The sequence below is a fragment of the Myxococcus sp. SDU36 genome (assembly GCF_030168875.1).
Taxonomy (GTDB): domain Bacteria; phylum Myxococcota; class Myxococcia; order Myxococcales; family Myxococcaceae; genus Myxococcus; species Myxococcus vastator.
On record NZ_CP077414.1, the window covers coordinates 7,789,267 to 7,805,911 of the forward strand.

A 16,645-nucleotide genomic window follows, 5' to 3' on the forward strand; every position below is an offset into this window, starting at 1 on the left:
GGGCGGCGGCGCCTCATGCGGGACGTCGTCTCAGGGCTCCGCTGGCGTCTGCGTCCGAGCCGCCTTCCGGGCCGCCAGCCGCTGCGTCACCCGCGCCTGCCACCCGTGCACGAAGGCGTAGAAGGTGGGCAGCACCAGCAGGGTGAACAGCGTGGAGGTGACGAGCCCGCCCACCATGACGACGGCCAGGGGGCGCTCCACCTCCGTGCCGTGCAGTGGCAACACCAGCAGCGGCAGCAGGCCCAGGATGGCGGTGCCCGCCGTCATCAGCTTGGGGCGGACGCGGCCGATGCTCGCCTCCCGAATGGCCTCCTCGAAGGGCTTGCCGTGCTGCATGAGCAGCTTCGTCTGCGCCACCAGCACCAGGCCATTCTGGACGGCGATGCCAAACAGGCCGATGAGGCCCACCAGGCTGGACACGTTCCACGTCTCCCCGGCGATGAGCAGCGCGAGGATGCCGCCGACGAAGGCGTCCGGCAGGGTGGCGATGATGACCAGTGACTCCGCAAGTGAGCCCAGCGCCAGGTACAGCAGGATGAACACCGCGAGCAGGGCCACCGCGATGGCGACCGTCATCGCCTGCGCGGCGCGCTGCTGGCTCTCCACCCGGCCGCCCACGTCCAGGAAGTAGCCGGTGGGCAGCTTCAGCTCCGCCGCCAGCCGCTCGCGCACCTCGGCCGCCGTGCTGCCCAAATCCCGACCCGCGACGCTGGCCTCCACGGCGATGCGCCGGCTGCCCGCCTCACGGCGGATGCTGCCCGCGCCGAACGTCTCCTCGATGGTGGCCAGCTGGCTCAACGGGATGCGCGTGCCGTCATGTCCGTCCACCAGCAGGCCCCGGATGGCGGTGGCGTCTCCCCGGCGGTGGTCCGCCAGCCGCAGCAACAAGTCATAGCGGCGCTGGCCCTTCCACACCTGGGCGAACTCCTTGCCCACCAGTCCCACCTGCACGGCGTGGATGACGTCTCCGGGCGTCAGGCCCACGCGGGCCACCGCGGCGCGATTCACGGTGACGCGGAGCTGGGGCAGGCCGGTCAGCTTCTCCGCCCGCAGGTCCTCCACGCTCTCCACCTTCGCCATGATGGCGTGCGCCCGCTCCGCCAGCCCGGCCAGCGTCTCCAGCTCCGGCCCGAAGATGCGCACGGAGAGGTCCGCCGGGCTGCCGCCGAGCCCTTCATCGATGCGCATGCCCAGCGGCGTGGTGAACAGCGTCGTCACGCCGGGGACCTGCCCCACCGCCTCGCGCATCGCGGCCTCCAGGTCCTCCATCGAGCGCCCTCGCTCCGGCTTGAGGACGACGAGCACGTCCGACAGCGTGTGCGGCATCGGGTCCTCCGTGCGCTCGGCGCGACCCGTGCGGCGCACCACGTCCTCCACCTCCGGGAACTTCAGCAGCGCGTCCTCCACCAGGTGGTTGAGCCGGTCCACCTCCTCCAGCGAGGCCTCCGGGGGCAGCACCGTCTGGAGCAGCAGCGCGCCTTCATCCAGCTTCGGCATGAAGTCGCTGCCCACCACGAAGGCCAGTGACAGCGCGGGCACGGTGACGGCCAGGGCCACCAGCCGCACCAGCCCCGCGTGGCGCATGCACGCCTCCAGCAGGGGCGCGTAGACGTGTTTGATTTCGCGGATGAGCCACACGTCCTCGGGCTGTCCTTCGCGGGGCGCGCGCAGGAAGAGCCCGGACGCCACCGGCACCAGCGTGAGGGCCAGCCCCAGCGACGCCGTCAGGCAGGCCACCACGGCCGCGGCGAGCGGCTGGTACATGCGCCCCTCGATGCCCGTCATGGCGAACAGGGGGATGAACACGGACACGACGATGAGCGTGGCGAAGGCGATGGGCCGGGCCATCTCCATGGACGCCGCCAGCGCCACGTCACGACGGGAGCGCTGGCCCTTCGCTTCCCGCAGGCCGTGGACAATGTTCTCCGTGACGATGATGGCCGCGTCCACCAGCAGGCCCACGGCGATGGCCAGTCCGCCCAGCGTCATCGTGTTGATGCCGATGTTCGCGACCTTGAGCAGCACGCCCGCCAACGCCAGGGACAGGGGCAGGGTGAGCGTGACGATGAGCGCCGCGCGCCAGTCCCCCAGGAGCAGGAAGAGGACGAGCACCACCAGCACCGCGCCCAGCAGGATGGCCCGGCTGACGCCGCCCAGCGCGGAGTCCACCAGCACCGACTGGTCATACACGATGCGGAGCTGCACGCCGGGCGGCAGGCCCTGTCGCAGCTCCTGGATGGCGACGCGGATGCCCGCCGTCACCCGCTGCGTGTCCGCGCCGAACTGCTTGATGACCCGGCAGCTCACCACCTCGCCCTTCAGCCGGTGGGCGATGCCCCGGCGCACGGCGGGGGCCTCGCGGATGTCGGCCACGTCGCCCAGCAGCACGGGCGTGCTGTCGCGCACGGCGACCACGGTGTCGCGCAGGTCCTCCACCGACTCCGCGCGCCCCACCGCGCGCACCGTCCACTCCATGGGGCCCTGCACCACGAAGCCGCCCGAGGCGTTGAGGTTGGCGCCTTCCAGCGCGTGCTCCACCTGGTTCAGGGTGATGCCACGCGCCACCATCTGGTCCGGGTCGAGCTGCACCTGGAACTGGCGCAGGTAACCGCCCAGTCGCTCCACCCCGGCGACACCGGGAACGGCGAGCAGCCGGTTCTTCACCTCGAACTCGGCCAAATCCCGCAGCGTCATCAGCTCCGCCGCGCCGGGCTCCGCTTCCAGGGTGAACTCGAACACCTCGTTGAGCCGCCCGGTGAGGCTGGAGATCAGCGGCGCGTCCGTGCCGGGGGGGAGCTCGCTCTGCGCCTGGGCCACGCGCTCGACGACGTACTGCCGGCTGCGGAAGTAGTCGGCGTCTGGTTCGAACTCCACCGTGAGCTGGGTGACGCCCAGTTGCGAGGTCGAGCGGATGCGGCGCACCTCGGGCAGGCCCGCGAGCGCCACCTCCATGGGGATGGCCACGGCCGTCTCCAGCTCCTGCGCGCCCATCGCCGGGTTCTGGACGATGACGTTGAAGATGGGCGCGGACAGGTCCGGGAACACGTCTCGCGTCAGCCCCTGGAGCGCCACCGCGCCGAAGGCGGAGAGCGCCAGGGCCAGCAACACGGTGAGGCCGGGCCGCGCGAAGGAGGCCCGCAGGATGCGGTTCATCAGGGAGTCGGGGGCCTCAGTGCGCATGGCCGTCACTCCCTCCGCCGCTCAGCTTCTCCGCCTCCGCCTTGAGCAGGAACGCGCCCTCCACCACCACCTGCTCTCCGGGCTTCAGTCCGGTGAGGACCTCCACGTCGCCGCCCAGCGTGCGGCCCCGGCCCACCTCGCGACGCTCGAAGACGCCGCGCGTCTCCGTGGGGAGGAAGGCCACCCAGCCGCCCTCCAGCCGCTGGAGCGCCGCGGCGGGCACGGCGGTGATGGGCGCGCCCGGGTCTCCCAGGGGGATGTAGGCCGACGCGGACATGCCGGGCCGCAGGTGCCCGTCGGCGTTGTCCAGCTCCAGCCGCACGGGGATGGTGCGGGAAGTCGCGTCCACGCGCTGCCCCACGTGGCCCACCTTCGCCATGAACTCCTGGCCCGGAAAGGCCGCGAAGGTGATGCGAGCCTGCGTGCCACGCTGGATGCGCACGGCGTCCCGCTCGAAGGCGTGCACCACCAGCCACAGCGAGGACACATCCCCAATGCAAAAGAGCGGCTGGTTGGGGTCCGCCATCTGCCCCAGCCGCGCGGTGCGCTCGACGACGGTGCCGGACAGGGGCGCGCGCAGGACGAAGCCCGGGGGGACGTTTCCCCCCCGCGGCTCCGCTTCACTCACGCCCAGCGCCACCAGCTCCGCGCGCGCGGCGGCGACCGAGGCTTCTGCGGCGGCGGCCTCCGCTTCGGCGGCCTGCACGTCCTTGCGCGCGATGATGCGCTCGTCGGCGAGCGTGCGCTTGCGCTCGGCGGCCTGTCGCGCGGCGGTGGCCTGGGCCTGGGCCGCTTGCAGCGACGCGCGCGCCTTGCCCAGCTCCGGACTGCGCAGGTCCGCGAGCTTGTCGCCCTGCTTCACCTCCTGACCGGTGGTGACGAAGACGGCGCTCACGCGGGCGGTGATGGGGGAGGCCACCTCCGCGTAGGCGTCCTCGCTGAAGGTGAGCTCTCCCAGGACGGTGACAGTCTCACCGCCCGGCCGCACGCCCACGGGCGCGGTGGTGATGCGCAAGTCTCTCAACATCTCCGAAGCGACGCGGACGTGGGGCTCGCCATGGTCGTCATGCGGGGCACCTTCCTGGGCGGCGTGCTCGTCCTGCCCGTGCGCGTGCTCGTCATGTGGCGTCTCGCGCTTGCATGCGGTGAGCAGGAGGAGGGTGGCCACCGCGGCGTGGAGGGGCTTCATGGAAGGGCTCCGGTCTCCACGGCCAGCTGGACGCGGGCGAGGGCTGCCTGGAGAAGGCTGTCGAGGTAGGCGGCACGCGCTTCCAGCGTGTCGCGGCGAACGAGGAGGAATTCGGCGAGGCCCATCTCTCCGGCGTCGTAGGAGCGGCGCGCGAGACTTTCGTTGTCGTTGAGCAGCGGCAGGGCGTCGGCCTCCAGCAGCGTCACGGCCTCCAGCCGCTTGCGGTGCCGCACGCGCGCGGCCTCCACCTGGACGTCCACTTCCGACCGGGCCGCGGCCAGCAGGGACTGGAGCCGGCGCACGCGGGCCTCGCCCGTCACCCGGGCACTGTCGCCCCGGGCGAAGAGCGGCAGCGGCACGCTCAACGTGCCGAGGTAGGAGACCTCATCAATCTCCCGCTGGTACATGAACCCCGCGGTGACGTCCGGCCAGGCGCCGGCCTGGCCCATGCGGCGGTCGGCATCCGCCTGCGCCAACTCCGCCTCCAGCGCGGCGATGTCGGGCCGCGCGGCGACAGTGTCTGTCCTGGCCTCCGTGGCAGGCTGGAGCGCGAGCAACCGCAGCTCACCGCGGATGGCCAGCGGGTGCGTGAGCGGAAGGCCCAACATCGCGCGCAACTGGTGGAGTTGGACGGCCTCGTCCCCCTCCGCGGTGGCCACCTCCGCGCGCATGCGGGCCAGGGACACGCGCGCCACGTTGACGTCCACCACGGGCACATCCCCGGCCTCGAAGCGCCGCTGGGCGGAGCTCGCGGTCTCCCGGGCGGCGGCCTCGGCTTCTCGCGCGAGGCTCAGCCGCTCCCGCGCATGCAGCGCCTGGAGGAAGCGCGCGGCGACGTCGCCCAGCACCCGGCGCTCGGCGTCGCGCTGGTGGGCCGTCTCCAGTTCCAGCCCGGCGCGCGCGGACTCCCGGCGGGCGCCACGCTTTCCGCCCAGCTCGAAGGACTGGCTGATGCCCACGCTCAAGTCCACCCCACGCATGGCGGGGTGTCCCGGCGAGCCAGGGTCGCTGCGTGGGCCCGCCTGGAGCTGGAAGGTGGGGTTGTCGTTCAGCAGCGACGCGGCGGCCGTCACGGGGCCCTGGGCCTCGGCGGCGCGGCCCGCGGCATCCCGCAGCGCGGGCGCGCGCTGGCGGGCCAGGGCCAGGGTTTCTTCAAGAGACAGCGCGGCGTCGGCGGAGCCCGGCTGGGCCGCGGCGACACGCGGGAGGAGGAGTGCGGCGGCGAGCCCGAAGGCTGCCACCGCGAGTGGAAGGGGCACGGCGATGACCTCGCGAAAGGGAGGCGCGCGTCAGGTGGAGCGTGCCCCGCGATGACACACGGGCACACCTGTCCTGGCGGACGCGAGCGAACGAGACGGCGGACGCGACCTACGCGAGGGGCGCTATGGGGACGTGGAGGATGTCGCCCACGTCGGCGGACAGCGGCTCGGACTTCTCGTAGGCGACGCGCAAGGGCCGCGACACGAGCAGCACGAAGGGAGGCGGCGGGGCATGCGCGGCCACGGAGCGCACGTGGCCACAGCAGGTGCAGTCGATGCAGTCCGGGGCGCACTGCCCCTGGTCATCATCGTCCGGGCAGCGCTGCGTGCAGACCTCGCCCACCGCGCCAGTGAGGGTGGGCATCAAGCCCCCCAGGCCCGGGGCGAACAGGAACAGGCAGACGAGGAGCCAGATTCGGAGCACGCTGGCGGCCTTCTACCACGTTTCCAAGCGCGATGCGTGCGAGGGACTCACACGGAGTGGGTCTCCTCGCCCGCTGGGGAAGACGACTGTCAGGAGATTCCCTTGCGCAGCCGGTTCCAGTCGAAGTTGGGCGCCGGGTCGTTCTTGCGGCCCTTGGGCACCGCCACGTCGGCGTGGCCCACGATGTTTTTCATCGGGATGTTGTGCTGCTGCTTCAGGTAGCCGGTGAGCTGGGTGAGCGACTTGTACTGCGCCTCGGTGAAGGGCGTCTTGCCGCTGCCGTCGTTGACGAGCTCGATGCCAATGGAGCGGCTGTTGATGTCCGAGGGCACGCCGTGCAGCTCGCCCTTGCCCGCGTGCCAGGCGCGCTTGTCGTCGCCGACGAGCTGATAAATCTTCCCGTCGCGGTCCACCATGTAGTGTGCGGACACCTTGCTCTGCGGATTGCGCATCCACGCCAGGTCACCCGCGCCGTTGTTGGTCGCGGTGTGGTGCATGACGATGGTGTCAATCTTCGTCCCGCCGCGTGAGTTCTGGTTCGGCGAGGGCGCGTTGATGACCGCGGGCTTGGTGAACGTGCCGCCCGGCGTGGTGGGGCCGCTGGTGCCCAGCGCCTTCTTCAGCGCCGCGTGTGTGAGGTCGCCGTAGAAGCCGGTGGTGGGCAGCTTGTGGTCCGCCTGAAACTTCTTCACCGCCGCCTCCGTCTGCGGGCCGAAGGTGCCGGGACCGGTGGTCACCTGGGCCTTCGTCATGTAGCCCACCTTCACGAGCGCGTCCTGCAGCTGCCTCACCTTGGGCCCGGAGTCGCCCTTGCGCAGGCCCGCGGGCGGCGCGGAGACCGTGGCGGCCGCGGCGGCGGCGGTGCGAGGGGCCTGCGCCTGAGTGGCGCGGAACACGGAGGAGAGCGGGGGCAGGCGAAGGCTCATGAGGGCTTCCGGGGGGAGGGCTGCGTGAATCTGCCCCGATTATCGGCGCCCAATCCCCGGGAGTTGCGTGACTCCCGGGGTCGAACCTGACTGATTTGATTCAGTCGTGTTGCAACTTTTCAGGCTGCTTGAGGGTTGGCGGGCAGAGGCGGCTCACCCGTGCCTTCCTCGGGCTGCTCCTGGGGAAGGTGGCGCCGCTTCCAGAGGGCGAAGAGGGCTGGATACACGGTCAGCTCGAGCAGGAAGGACGTCACGAGTCCGCCCACGAGCGGCGCGGCGATGCGCTTCATCACGTCCGCGCCCGTGCCGGTGCTCCACAGCACGGGGAGCAGGCCAATCATGTCCGTCATCACCGTCATCAGCTTGGGACGGATGCGCCGCGCCGCGCCATCGACGATGGTCTCCGTCAGGTCCGCCATGGAGCGCAGCCGGCCCGCCTGGTCCGCTTTCTTATGGGCCAGGGTGAGGTAGAGCAGCATCACCACGCCCGTCTCCGCGTCGAGCCCGGCCAGCGCGATGAGCCCCACCCACACGGCGATGCTCATGTTGTAGTCGAGCAGGTACAGCAGCCACACCGCGCCAATCAGGCTGAAGGGCACCGCCAGCAGGACGATGCCCGTCTCCACCACGGACTTCGTGCTGAAGTACAAGAGCAGGCACACCAGCAGCAGGGTGACGGGAATCACCACCTTGAGCTTCTCGGTGGCGCGCTCGAAGTACTTGAACTGGCCGCTCCACTCCACGCGCACGCCGGTGGGGGTCTTCACCTCGCGCGCCACCGCGGCCTTCGCGTCCTTCACGTAGTCCGCGATGGGCCGCCCCGTGTCCACGAAGACGTAGGTGACGAGCTTGCCGCCCTCGCTGCGAATCATGGGCGGGCCCTGCACGAAGCGCACGTCCGCCACCTGGGCCAGCGGCACCTGCGCGCCGCCCGGCGTGGGGACCAGCACCTCCTTCAGCAGCTCGGGGCTGTCGCGGTACTCACGCGCGTAGCGCACGCTGATGGGGTAGCGCTCGCGGCCCTCCACCGTCTGGGAGACGTTCTCCCCGCCGATGGCGCCCAGCACCACCTCGTTGATGTCCTTCACTCCCAGGCCCAGGCGCGCGGCCGCTTCCCGCTTCACCTCGATGTCCACGTAGAAGCCGCCCGTGGCGCGGTCCGCGAACGCGCTGCGCGTGCCGGGCACCTGGGCCACCGCCTTCTCAATCGCCACCGCCGTCTGCTCCAGCGTGCCCAGGTCATCCCCGAACACCTGGATGCCCAGCGGACTGCGGATGCCGGTGGCCAGCATCTCCGTGCGCGTCTGGATGGGCATCCAGAAGATGTTGGGCATGCCGGGGTACTGGAGCGTCTCGTCCATCTCCGCCAGCAGGGCTTCCCAGGTGAGGCCCTTGCGCCACTCGGACTTCGGCTTGAGCACCACCGTCGTCTCGAACATGGACAACGGCGCCGGGTCCGTGGGCGTCTCCGCGCGGCCCGCCTTGCCGAAGACGCTGACCACCTCTGGAAGGCGCTTGAGCTGCGCGTCCATGGACTGGAGGATGCGCGTGGCCTCGGTGATGGACATGCCCGGCGGCGAGGTGGGCATGTAGAGGATGGCGCCCTCGTTGAGCGGCGGCATGAACTCATGGCCCAGCCGCATGAAGGCCGGCACCGTCAGCGCCATGGCCACCACGGACAGCGCCACCACGGCCTTCGCGTGCCGCACCACGAAGCGCACCACCGGCGCGTAGAGGGCCACCAGCCAGCGGTTGATGGGGTTCTCGTCCTCCCGACGGATGCGCCCGCGGATGAAGAGCACCGCCAGCGCGGGCGTCAGCGTCACCGCCAGCACCGCGGCGAAGCCCATGGAGTACGTCTTGGTGTACGCCAGCGGCTTGAAGAGCCGGCCTTCGGTGGCCTCCAGCGTGAAGACAGGGAGGAAGGCGACGGTGAGCACCAGCAGCGTGCCGAAGATGGAGGGGCCCACCTCCTGCATCGCGGAGATGATGACCTCGCGCCGCTCACCGGGGCGGCCTTCCTCCTCCCACGTCTCCAGCTTCTTGTGGATGTTCTCCACGATGATGATGGAGGCATCCACCATGGCGCCAATGGCGACGATGATGCCGCCCAGGCTCATGATGTTGGCGGTGAGCCCTTGGTAGTACATGGGGATGAAGGCGAGCAGCACCGCCACCGGCAGCGTGAGGATGGTGACCAGCGCGCTGCGCGCATGCATCAGGAAGAGGAAGATGATGAGGCTGACCACCAGCATCTCCTCCACCAGCGCCCGGCTGAGCGTGGCGATGGACTCCTCGATGAGTCCCGAGCGGTCATAGGTGACGACCAGCTCCACGCCCTCCGGCAGGCCCGCGCGCACCTCTTCCAGGCGCTCCTTCACCGCCTCGATGACGGTGAGCGCGTTCTCCCCGTAGCGCATGACGACGATGCCGCCGGCCACCTCGCCCTTGCCGTCCAGCTCCGCCACGCCCCGGCGGATGTCCGGCCCCAGGCTCACCATGGCCACGTTGCGCACCAGCACCGGCGTGCCGTCCTCGCTCACCTTCAGCGGGATGGTCTCGATGTCCTGCGTGGAGCGGATGTAGCCGCGCCCGCGGATGATGTGCTCGTGGCCGGCGATTTCCAGCACCCGGCCGCCCACGTCCTCGTTGGATTCGCGGACGGCGCGCGTCACCTCGCCCAGCGTCACGCCGTAGGCGCGCAGTTGGTGGGGGTCCACCTGCACCTGGTACTGCTTCACGATGCCGCCCACGCTGGCGACCTCCGCCACGCCCGGCACGCTGGACAGCGCGTAGCGCACGTTCCAGTCCTGGAGGCTGCGCAGGTCGGCCAGGGAGTGCTTGCCGCTTTCGTCCACGAGCGCGTACTCGAACACCCAGCCCACGCCGGTGGCGTCCGGTCCCAGCGTGGGCGTCACGCCCGCGGGCAAGCGGCCGCGCGCCGTCTCCATGTATTCGAGCACGCGGCTGCGCGCCCAGTACATGTCCGTGCCGTCCTCGAAGATGACGTAGACGAAGGACATGCCGAACATGGACTGGCCCCGCACGGCCTTCACCTTCGGCGCCGACAGCAGGGAGGAGGAGATGGGGTAGGTAATCTGGTCCTCGACCAGGTCGGGACCGCGCCCCATCCATTCCGTGAAGACGATGACTTGCGTGTCGGACAGGTCAGGGATGGCGTCCAGCCGGGTGCCGCGGACCGCGTGGACGGCCCACGCCGCCAGCGCCCCCACCAGCAGGACGGTGAGGAACGGGTTGCGCGCGCACGCGCTGATGAGGCGGCCGATGGGGCCCTGCTCACCGTGCTCAGTGGGCTGCATGGCTTCCTCCGAACGAGTCCGTGGCGGAGCGGATGCGGCTCTCCGCCGCGATGAGGAAGTTGCCGCTGGTGACGACGACGTCGCCGGGCGACAGGCCCTCCAGCACCTCGTAGGTGCCCTGTCCCTTGAGGCCGAGCTTCACCTCCTGGGGCCGCAGCCGTCCCTCGCCCAGGTCCACGAACACCAGCCGGCGCGGGCCGGTGTAGATGACGGCCGAGTCGGGAATCTGGAGCCGGGCGCCGCCCTGCAGGAGGAAGCGGACGTCCGCGTACATGTCCGGCTTCAGCTCCAGCTCCGGGTTGGGCAGCTCGATGCGGATGCGCCCCGTGCGCGTGGCGCCTTGCAGGGATGGGTACACGTAGCCGACGCGGCCCGGGTACTTCTTTCCAGGCAGGTAGGGCAGGGTGACCTCCACCGGCTGGCCCGGCTTCACGCGCGCCAGGTCCTGCTCGTACACGTCCGCCTCCACCCACACCTTCGCCAGCGGAGCGATGCGGAACAGGCGCTCACCGGCCTTCACCGCCGCGCCCTCCACCACGTTCTTCTCCAGCACGTAGCCGCTGGCGGGCGCCAGGAAGGGCATGTTCTCCACCGGCTGGCCTCGCTGGGCGACGCGCTCGATTTGGGCCGAGGACAGGCCCCACAGCGCCAGCCGCTTGCGCGCCGCGCCCACGAGGGACGCGTTGGCCGCGCTCTGGCTCTGAAGCGCCAGCAGGTACTCCTGCTGCGCGGCGTAGAGCTCCGGGCTGTAGAGCGTGAAGAGGACGTCCTCCTTCTTCACCGGCTCGCCCGTGGCGTTGACGCGCAGCTCGTGGATGTAGCCGTCCAGCTTGAGGGTGACGTCCACCAAGGACTTCTCGTCGAAGGTGACGCGGCCCAGCGCGCGCAGGGACAGGTCCATGGGGGCCTCCGCCACTGTCGCCGTCTTCACGCCGATGCGCTGCCGCCGCAGGTCGTCCACCCGGATGATGCCGCTCTCCAGCTCGGCGCGGCTGACGGGCGTCAGGTCCATGCCGCAGATGGGGCAAGCGCCCGGCCCGTGCTGCTTCACGGACGGGTGCATGGGGCAGGTGTAGTGCGCGATGTCGCCCTCGCCGTGCGCACCAGTGGGCGCGGACGCGCGCCACTCGCTGGGGGTGCCACACGCCAGCATGCGCCGGCCCATGTACGGGTTCTCCAGCTTCGGCTCGCGCTGGAGCCACTGGTTCACCCCGTCCACCATGGGGCATTCGAAGACGTGCCAGCCTTCCTGGAGTCGCGGGTCGGCGGACGCCAGGGCGATGAGCGCCTCACTCACGCGCGCGAAGTGCTGGCGCGCCGCCTCGGCGTCCTTCGCTGAAGCCAGGTGCGAGGCGGCGTCCACGCCCTGCTGGAGCCAGGCCGTCAGCGGCGTGCCGTCACCTTGCGCGGCCTCGGCGGCTTGCTGGAGCGCGGCCTTCAGCTCTCCGGCCCTGGCCGCGAGGCCGTCCATGGCGTCCTGCGCGAGCAGGGCCCGCGCGGCTTCGTAGGACTCGAAGGCCGCGCGCGTGTACTCCAAGGCGGCGTCGGGCAGGGGCGTGCCCGCGCCACCGTGAGCGTCATGCGTGGCGGGCGCGGTGCCGGTGTGGGACGTGGCGCCGGAGAACCAGCTCACGAGGGGCCTCCAGGCCACGACGGCGAGCGCTGCGAGCGCCAGCATTCCCAGCCAGGGGGCGATGCGGCGGCGGTTCGGGGGGCTCATCGCGTCTCTCCGTTCCGGGGCAATCCCGGGGTGTGGCCCATGGCCCTGTCCAGCTCCGCCCGGCGGCGCTGCACGTCCGCCAGGGCCATCTGTTCACGCAGCTCCACGCGGCGCAGGCCGCGCTCCGCCTCGATGAGGACCTGGAAGCTGTTCTTGCCGCTCTCGAAGCCCGCGCGGGCGGCGGCCACCTGGTCCTTCGCCGCGGGGACGAGCCGCTCCTGGAAGAGCGCCACCACGCGCCGCGTCTCCTCGGCACGCGAGCGCGCCTGCTCCACCTCGACGCGGATGTCGGAGATGAGCTGCTCCTCCTCCCGGCGCAGGCGCTTCAGGCCGGACTCGGCCTCTCGCACCGCGGCCTTCCGCTTGCCGAAGTCGAGCGGGATGTTGAGGGTGACGCCCGCCATGAACTGGTGGGGCGTGTCCATCCACATGGAGTTGTACTCACCCATCACCATGACATCCGGGTAGTAGTCTCGCTTCGCGAGCTGGACGGCGGCCTCGCCTCCACCGAGCCGGGCCCGGAGGCCCTCCAGCTCCGGCCGCAGGCGCAGCGCTTCGTCTTGCAGCCGTTCGGCGGGCATGGACTCCGCGGCCTGCGCGGGCAGTACCTCCGGCAGCGGCGGCAGCGGGGCCTGGGGCGAGCGGTGGAGCAGGCCGTTGAGCTGGGCACGCAGCCGCTCGCGCTCGGCTTCGAACATCACCTGTTCGCGCAGCACCTCGCTCAGCTCCACCTCCGCCTGGAGCGGGTCCTGCTGCGAGGCGCGGCCGGTGACGTACTGGGCCTCCGCGCTCTTCTTGAGCTGCTCGAGCAGCCGCAGGTGCTCCTCGGTGACGGCGAGCGAGCGCTCCACGACGAACAAGTCATCGAAGAGCGTGGACGCCATGAGGGCCAGGCGCAGGCGCAGGGCCTCACGGTCCTCGCGCATCGCCTGCGCTTCCGCCAGGGCCATCTCGCCCCGCAGGCCGCGCTTGCCGGGGAAGGGGAGCTGCTGGCTCAGCTCCACGGACTGCCCGAAGCGCGCGCTGCCGGTGATGCTCAGCGGCGCGACGCCGTAGGACAGCCTCGGGTCTTCGAGCGCCGTCTCACGCGGGTAGCGTTCGAGGCTGGCGCGCCAGGCCTCACGCGCCGCCTCCAGCGAGGGGTTGCGCGCGAGCACCTGCCGCACCAGCTCCGCGCGCTCCAGCACACTCACACGCGTGAAGGGCGCTGGTGCCTGGGCCTCCGGTGCCTGCCGGGCAACGGCTTCGAGTTGGGATTGATACCGCTGCTCATTGGCTCCGGCCGCGCCGGGGCCCAGCCACACGGCGGCGCCGGTGGCGAGCACGGCCCGCGTGGCGGACCGCCTCCAGGTTCCATGGGACGACATGACTTCCTGCTCCAGATGACGGGATACGAGCCTGTCGCCGGGAGAAGGACGTCACCGGCGGCGGGCGGAATCCGGCCGGTGGACACACGTCCACCCGCCAGGCCTCAGCGCATGCGGGCCGGACGTCTCAAATGAGGTAGGAGCAGTGCCGCAGGTACAGCGGTGGCGCGGTGGCGCGGTGCACGCCCCGGATGCGCACCCACGACGTGGGCAGGGACTCGGGCGCCGGTGGCACCACCGCGACGGCCTGGGGAAGCACCGCCAGCGGCGTCAGCGTCCACGAAGGTCCGGAGCTCGAGGTGACGGGCTCCGGCGCCGGGAGCCGCACGGCGAGCTCGCCGCAGCAGTCGCGGTGGTCGGCATGGATGCCCGCTTCCGGGGCGGCCTTCGCGGCCTTCGCCCGCTTCGCCTGGTGGCAGGCGCACGTCAGGTCCAGCTTCACCGTGCCCTGGCAGAGATGGAACAGCCCCTCGGCCGCCCCCGCGATGGGAGGCAGCCCCAGGACCACCAGCAATGTCAGGACTCGGAGGAGCATGACCGTGGGCTTGCCAGGCAGATAGCGCGGCGGGACGGAGCATGCAACTCCGCGCGCGTCACGCCATTCCCGTTCAACTCATGCCGCGCCGCGTGCTGGCACGGGCTTGGGCTGGATGAGCTCGGTGGAGAAGTAGCGCTCCATGCGGTCAGGGAACACCGTCACCACCTGCGCGCCTGGACCCAGTCGCTTCGCGGCTTCCACCGCGGCCACGTAGTTGAGGCCGGACGACGGCCCCACCGGGAAGCCGCGGCGGATGAGCGCCCTGGCGGTGCTCATGGCCACGTCGTCCGACACGTCGATTTCCACGCGGCCCGGCATGTCCGCCTCGCGGTACAGCCGGGACATGCCATCCACCACACCCGGCACGCGGGGGCTGAAGCTGCAACACTCGATGTCGCAACCCAGCCCGGCGATGGGGCGCGCCACGAAGGCCGTCACCGGACAGCCTGCTTCCGCGAAGGCCTGGTACAGGCCCACCACGGTGCCGCCCGTGCCCACGCCGCTGACCACGCCGTGCACCAGCCCGCCCGGGATTTGCGACAGAATCTCCTGGCCCGTCCACACCCGGTGGGCCTCGGCGTTGTCCGGGTTCTCGAACTGGCGGGGCGCGAAGGCCTCGCGCTCACGCGCCAGTTCGGCCGCCTTCACGATGGCGCCATGCACGCCGGCGTCGCGCGGCACCAGAATCACGTCACCGCCATAGGCGCGGATGGTGAGGATGCGCTCCCCGGTGACGCCCTCCGGCATCACCGCCGTGAAGCGCAGGCCCATCTGGGCGCAGGCCAGCGCCAGAGCGATGCTCGTGGAGCCGCTGGACGCCTCGATGACCTCGCCGCCGGAGACCAGCTCTCCCTGGCGCCAGGCCTTCTCCAACATGTAGCGCGCGATGCGGTCCTTGGTGGAGCCGCTGGGGTTGAGGAACTCCAGCTTGCACCAGATGGTGGGGCCCTCCTCGTGGAGACGCACGGGGACGAGCGGAGTGGGACCCACGGCCTGGAGGAAGCGGCCGTCCGCGGGAAGAGGGCGACAGGGAGGGCGCATGGGGCCTTCCCTATCGCGAAACGGCGCGTCCGGCACCGGCCATGAACTTTTTGCTGAGTTCCTGGACAGTCAGTCGCTTGTCTGCCCGCCCCGCCAGTCCCCCTGGGGGCGTCCGTAACATCTGGCATTCAGGCGGAGGCGCGGCTACGAAAGAGCCTGGTTCGCACACCCCCCGTATGCCTCCCACTTCCGCGCTCATCCTCAACGTCAACGACGACGCGGCCAGCCGCTACGTCACCTCTCGCGTGCTGGGGCTCGCGGGCTTCCGCGTCGTGGACGCCGCTTCCGGGATGGAGGCGCTCGCGCTGGCGAACGAGGAGACGGACCTCGTCATCCTGGACGTGCGGCTGCCGGACATCAGCGGCCTGGAGGTGTGCCGGAAGTTGAAGGAGAAGCCTCGCACCCAGGGTGTCCTGGTGCTCCACCTGTCCGCACAGGCCGTGGGGCCGGGGGACCGGGCGCAGGGCTTGGAGCGCGGCGCGGACGGCTACCTGGTGGCGCCGGTGGATCCGGAGGAGCTGGTGGCCCAGGTTCACGCGCTGCTCCGGCTGCGCCAGGCCGAGCGCGAGGTGAAGGTGCTGTCCCGCGAGGTGGCGCACCAGCGCCAGCTCCTGGAGTTGGCCATCTCCTGCGCGGCGGACCCCATCGCGCTCTATGACGAGACGGGGCGCGTCCTGTCGGCCAACCAGTCCCTGTATGCGGCGCGGGGCAGCCACGTCGTGCATGCACCGGGGAGGACGCTGGATGAGATGCAGGCCGCGGACTCGGCGCTGACGCCGTACATCGAACAGGTGCGGATGGCCTTGCGCACGGGGCAGGTGCAGCGAGGCACCATCGCCTTGGAGTCGGACCGGGGCCCGCGGTACTTCGACTATGTGTTGTCGCCCGCGCTGGGGGCCGGCGGCGAGGTGCTGGCGGTGATGTCCTCCCTGCGGGACGTCACGGAGTCGCGCAGCGCGGAAGAGTTCCGCGAGCAGTTCATCGGCATGCTGGGGCATGACCTGCGCAACCCGCTCAACGCGTTGTCCATGTCCGCGCAGCAGCTCCGGCGCAAGGGCACGTTGGACGAGCGCCAGGGCATGCTCACCGAGCGCATCCTCACCAGCGCCGAGCGCATGGACCGGATGATTCGCCAGCTGCTGGACTTCGCGCGCTCGCGGCTGGGCGGCGGCATTCCGGTGGTGCGCTCGCCGTGCGACGTGTTCGGGGTGGTGCGCCGCACCGTGGACGAGCTGCGCGCCAGCCATCCGGGCCGGGTGGTGCGGCTGGAGTGCCGCGGCGAGGGCCTGGGGAAGTGGGACGCCGACCGCCTGGAGCAGGCCGTGGGCAACCTGGTGGCCAACGCGCTGAAGTACAGCCCCGCGGAGAGCGCCGTGTGGGTAGGCGCCGAGGGCTCCGAGCGCGAAGTGGTGCTGCGCATCCACAACCGCGGCACGCCCATCCCCACCGAGGACCTGCCCCACGTCTTCGGTGCCTGGCGCCGGGGCCGGCGCGCCGCCGGTGACGAGGGCGCGCCGGGTGGCCTGGGGCTGGGCCTCTACATCACCCGGCAGATTGTCCGGGCGCACGACGGGGACGCGCAGGTGGCCTCCAGTGCGACGGAAGGCACGACCTTCCTCATCCGGTTGCCACGATGATGACCAGCTGACGTTTGGCGCACCTCATGACTCCCGCTTGGGGG

At 71.1% G+C, this 16,645-nt stretch carries 11 protein-coding genes; 1 reads left to right on the forward strand and 10 read right to left on the reverse strand.

Annotated elements, in window-relative coordinates; genetic code table 11:
- Window positions 1-30: 30 nt before the first annotated feature.
- The 10 genes from KGD87_RS31815 to KGD87_RS31860 form a co-directional block, all read right to left on the reverse strand.
- Window positions 31-3,180 carry an efflux RND transporter permease subunit gene (locus tag KGD87_RS31815; RefSeq protein WP_284664705.1) on the reverse strand — a complete coding sequence of 1,050 codons (3,150 nt, stop codon included), beginning with the start codon at window positions 3,178-3,180 and terminating at the stop codon, window positions 31-33.
- A complete protein-coding gene (locus tag KGD87_RS31820) occupies window positions 3,170-4,369 on the reverse strand; it encodes an efflux RND transporter periplasmic adaptor subunit (RefSeq protein WP_284664706.1) in 1,200 nt (399 codons plus the stop codon). The genes KGD87_RS31815 and KGD87_RS31820 overlap by 11 nt, the downstream gene beginning before the upstream one ends.
- Window positions 4,366-5,628, reverse strand: a complete 1,263-nt coding sequence (locus tag KGD87_RS31825) for a TolC family protein (RefSeq protein WP_284664707.1) — start codon at window positions 5,626-5,628, stop codon at window positions 4,366-4,368. Before KGD87_RS31825 ends, KGD87_RS31820 begins: the two co-directional genes overlap by 4 nt.
- Before the next feature lie 109 nt (window positions 5,629-5,737).
- Window positions 5,738-6,052, reverse strand: a complete 315-nt coding sequence (locus KGD87_RS31830; protein ID WP_284664708.1) for a hypothetical protein — start codon at window positions 6,050-6,052, stop codon at window positions 5,738-5,740.
- 89 nt (window positions 6,053-6,141) lie between these two features.
- Window positions 6,142-6,978 carry a peptidoglycan recognition protein family protein gene (locus KGD87_RS31835; protein WP_284664709.1) on the reverse strand — a complete coding sequence of 279 codons (837 nt, stop codon included), beginning with the start codon at window positions 6,976-6,978 and terminating at the stop codon, window positions 6,142-6,144.
- 119 nt (window positions 6,979-7,097) lie between these two features.
- Window positions 7,098-10,298: an efflux RND transporter permease subunit gene (locus KGD87_RS31840; protein ID WP_284664710.1), complete on the reverse strand. Its 3,201-nt coding sequence runs from the start codon at window positions 10,296-10,298 to the stop codon at window positions 7,098-7,100.
- Window positions 10,285-12,018 carry an efflux RND transporter periplasmic adaptor subunit gene (locus tag KGD87_RS31845; protein ID WP_284664711.1) on the reverse strand — a complete coding sequence of 578 codons (1,734 nt, stop codon included), beginning with the start codon at window positions 12,016-12,018 and terminating at the stop codon, window positions 10,285-10,287. The genes KGD87_RS31840 and KGD87_RS31845 overlap by 14 nt, the downstream gene beginning before the upstream one ends.
- Window positions 12,015-13,385 (reverse strand): TolC family protein, encoded by a 1,371-nt coding sequence (locus KGD87_RS31850; RefSeq protein ID WP_284664712.1) that lies wholly within the window; start codon window positions 13,383-13,385, stop codon window positions 12,015-12,017. The genes KGD87_RS31845 and KGD87_RS31850 overlap by 4 nt, the downstream gene beginning before the upstream one ends.
- Window positions 13,386-13,512: 127 nt before the next feature.
- Window positions 13,513-13,920 (reverse strand): hypothetical protein, encoded by a 408-nt coding sequence (locus KGD87_RS31855; RefSeq protein ID WP_284664713.1) that lies wholly within the window; start codon window positions 13,918-13,920, stop codon window positions 13,513-13,515.
- 78 nt (window positions 13,921-13,998) lie between these two features.
- Window positions 13,999-14,964 carry a PLP-dependent cysteine synthase family protein gene (locus KGD87_RS31860; RefSeq protein ID WP_284664714.1) on the reverse strand — a complete coding sequence of 322 codons (966 nt, stop codon included), beginning with the start codon at window positions 14,962-14,964 and terminating at the stop codon, window positions 13,999-14,001.
- 176 nt (window positions 14,965-15,140) lie between these two features.
- Here KGD87_RS31860 and KGD87_RS31865 point away from each other — a divergent pair, with 176 nt between their 5' ends.
- Window positions 15,141-16,601 carry an ATP-binding protein gene (locus KGD87_RS31865; RefSeq protein WP_284664715.1) on the forward strand — a complete coding sequence of 487 codons (1,461 nt, stop codon included), beginning with the start codon at window positions 15,141-15,143 and terminating at the stop codon, window positions 16,599-16,601.
- Window positions 16,602-16,645: the final 44 nt, after the last annotated feature.

What these genes read in the sequence shown, in the direction of transcription:
- KGD87_RS31815 (WP_284664705.1), bottom strand. Translation starts at nt 3,180, where the DNA reads ATGCGCACTGAGGCCCCCGACTCCCTGATGAACCGCATCCTGCGGGCC.
- KGD87_RS31820 (WP_284664706.1), bottom strand. Translation starts at nt 4,369, where the DNA reads ATGAAGCCCCTCCACGCCGCGGTGGCCACCCTCCTCCTGCTCACCGCA.
- KGD87_RS31835 (WP_284664709.1), bottom strand. Translation starts at nt 6,978, where the DNA reads ATGAGCCTTCGCCTGCCCCCGCTCTCCTCCGTGTTCCGCGCCACTCAG.
- KGD87_RS31840 (WP_284664710.1), bottom strand. Translation starts at nt 10,298, where the DNA reads ATGCAGCCCACTGAGCACGGTGAGCAGGGCCCCATCGGCCGCCTCATC.
- KGD87_RS31845 (WP_284664711.1), bottom strand. Translation starts at nt 12,018, where the DNA reads ATGAGCCCCCCGAACCGCCGCCGCATCGCCCCCTGGCTGGGAATGCTG.
- KGD87_RS31850 (WP_284664712.1), bottom strand. Translation starts at nt 13,385, where the DNA reads ATGTCGTCCCATGGAACCTGGAGGCGGTCCGCCACGCGGGCCGTGCTC.
- KGD87_RS31855 (WP_284664713.1), bottom strand. Translation starts at nt 13,920, where the DNA reads ATGCTCCTCCGAGTCCTGACATTGCTGGTGGTCCTGGGGCTGCCTCCC.
- KGD87_RS31860 (WP_284664714.1), bottom strand. Translation starts at nt 14,964, where the DNA reads ATGCGCCCTCCCTGTCGCCCTCTTCCCGCGGACGGCCGCTTCCTCCAG.
- KGD87_RS31865 (WP_284664715.1), top strand. Translation starts at nt 15,141, where the DNA reads ATGCCTCCCACTTCCGCGCTCATCCTCAACGTCAACGACGACGCGGCC.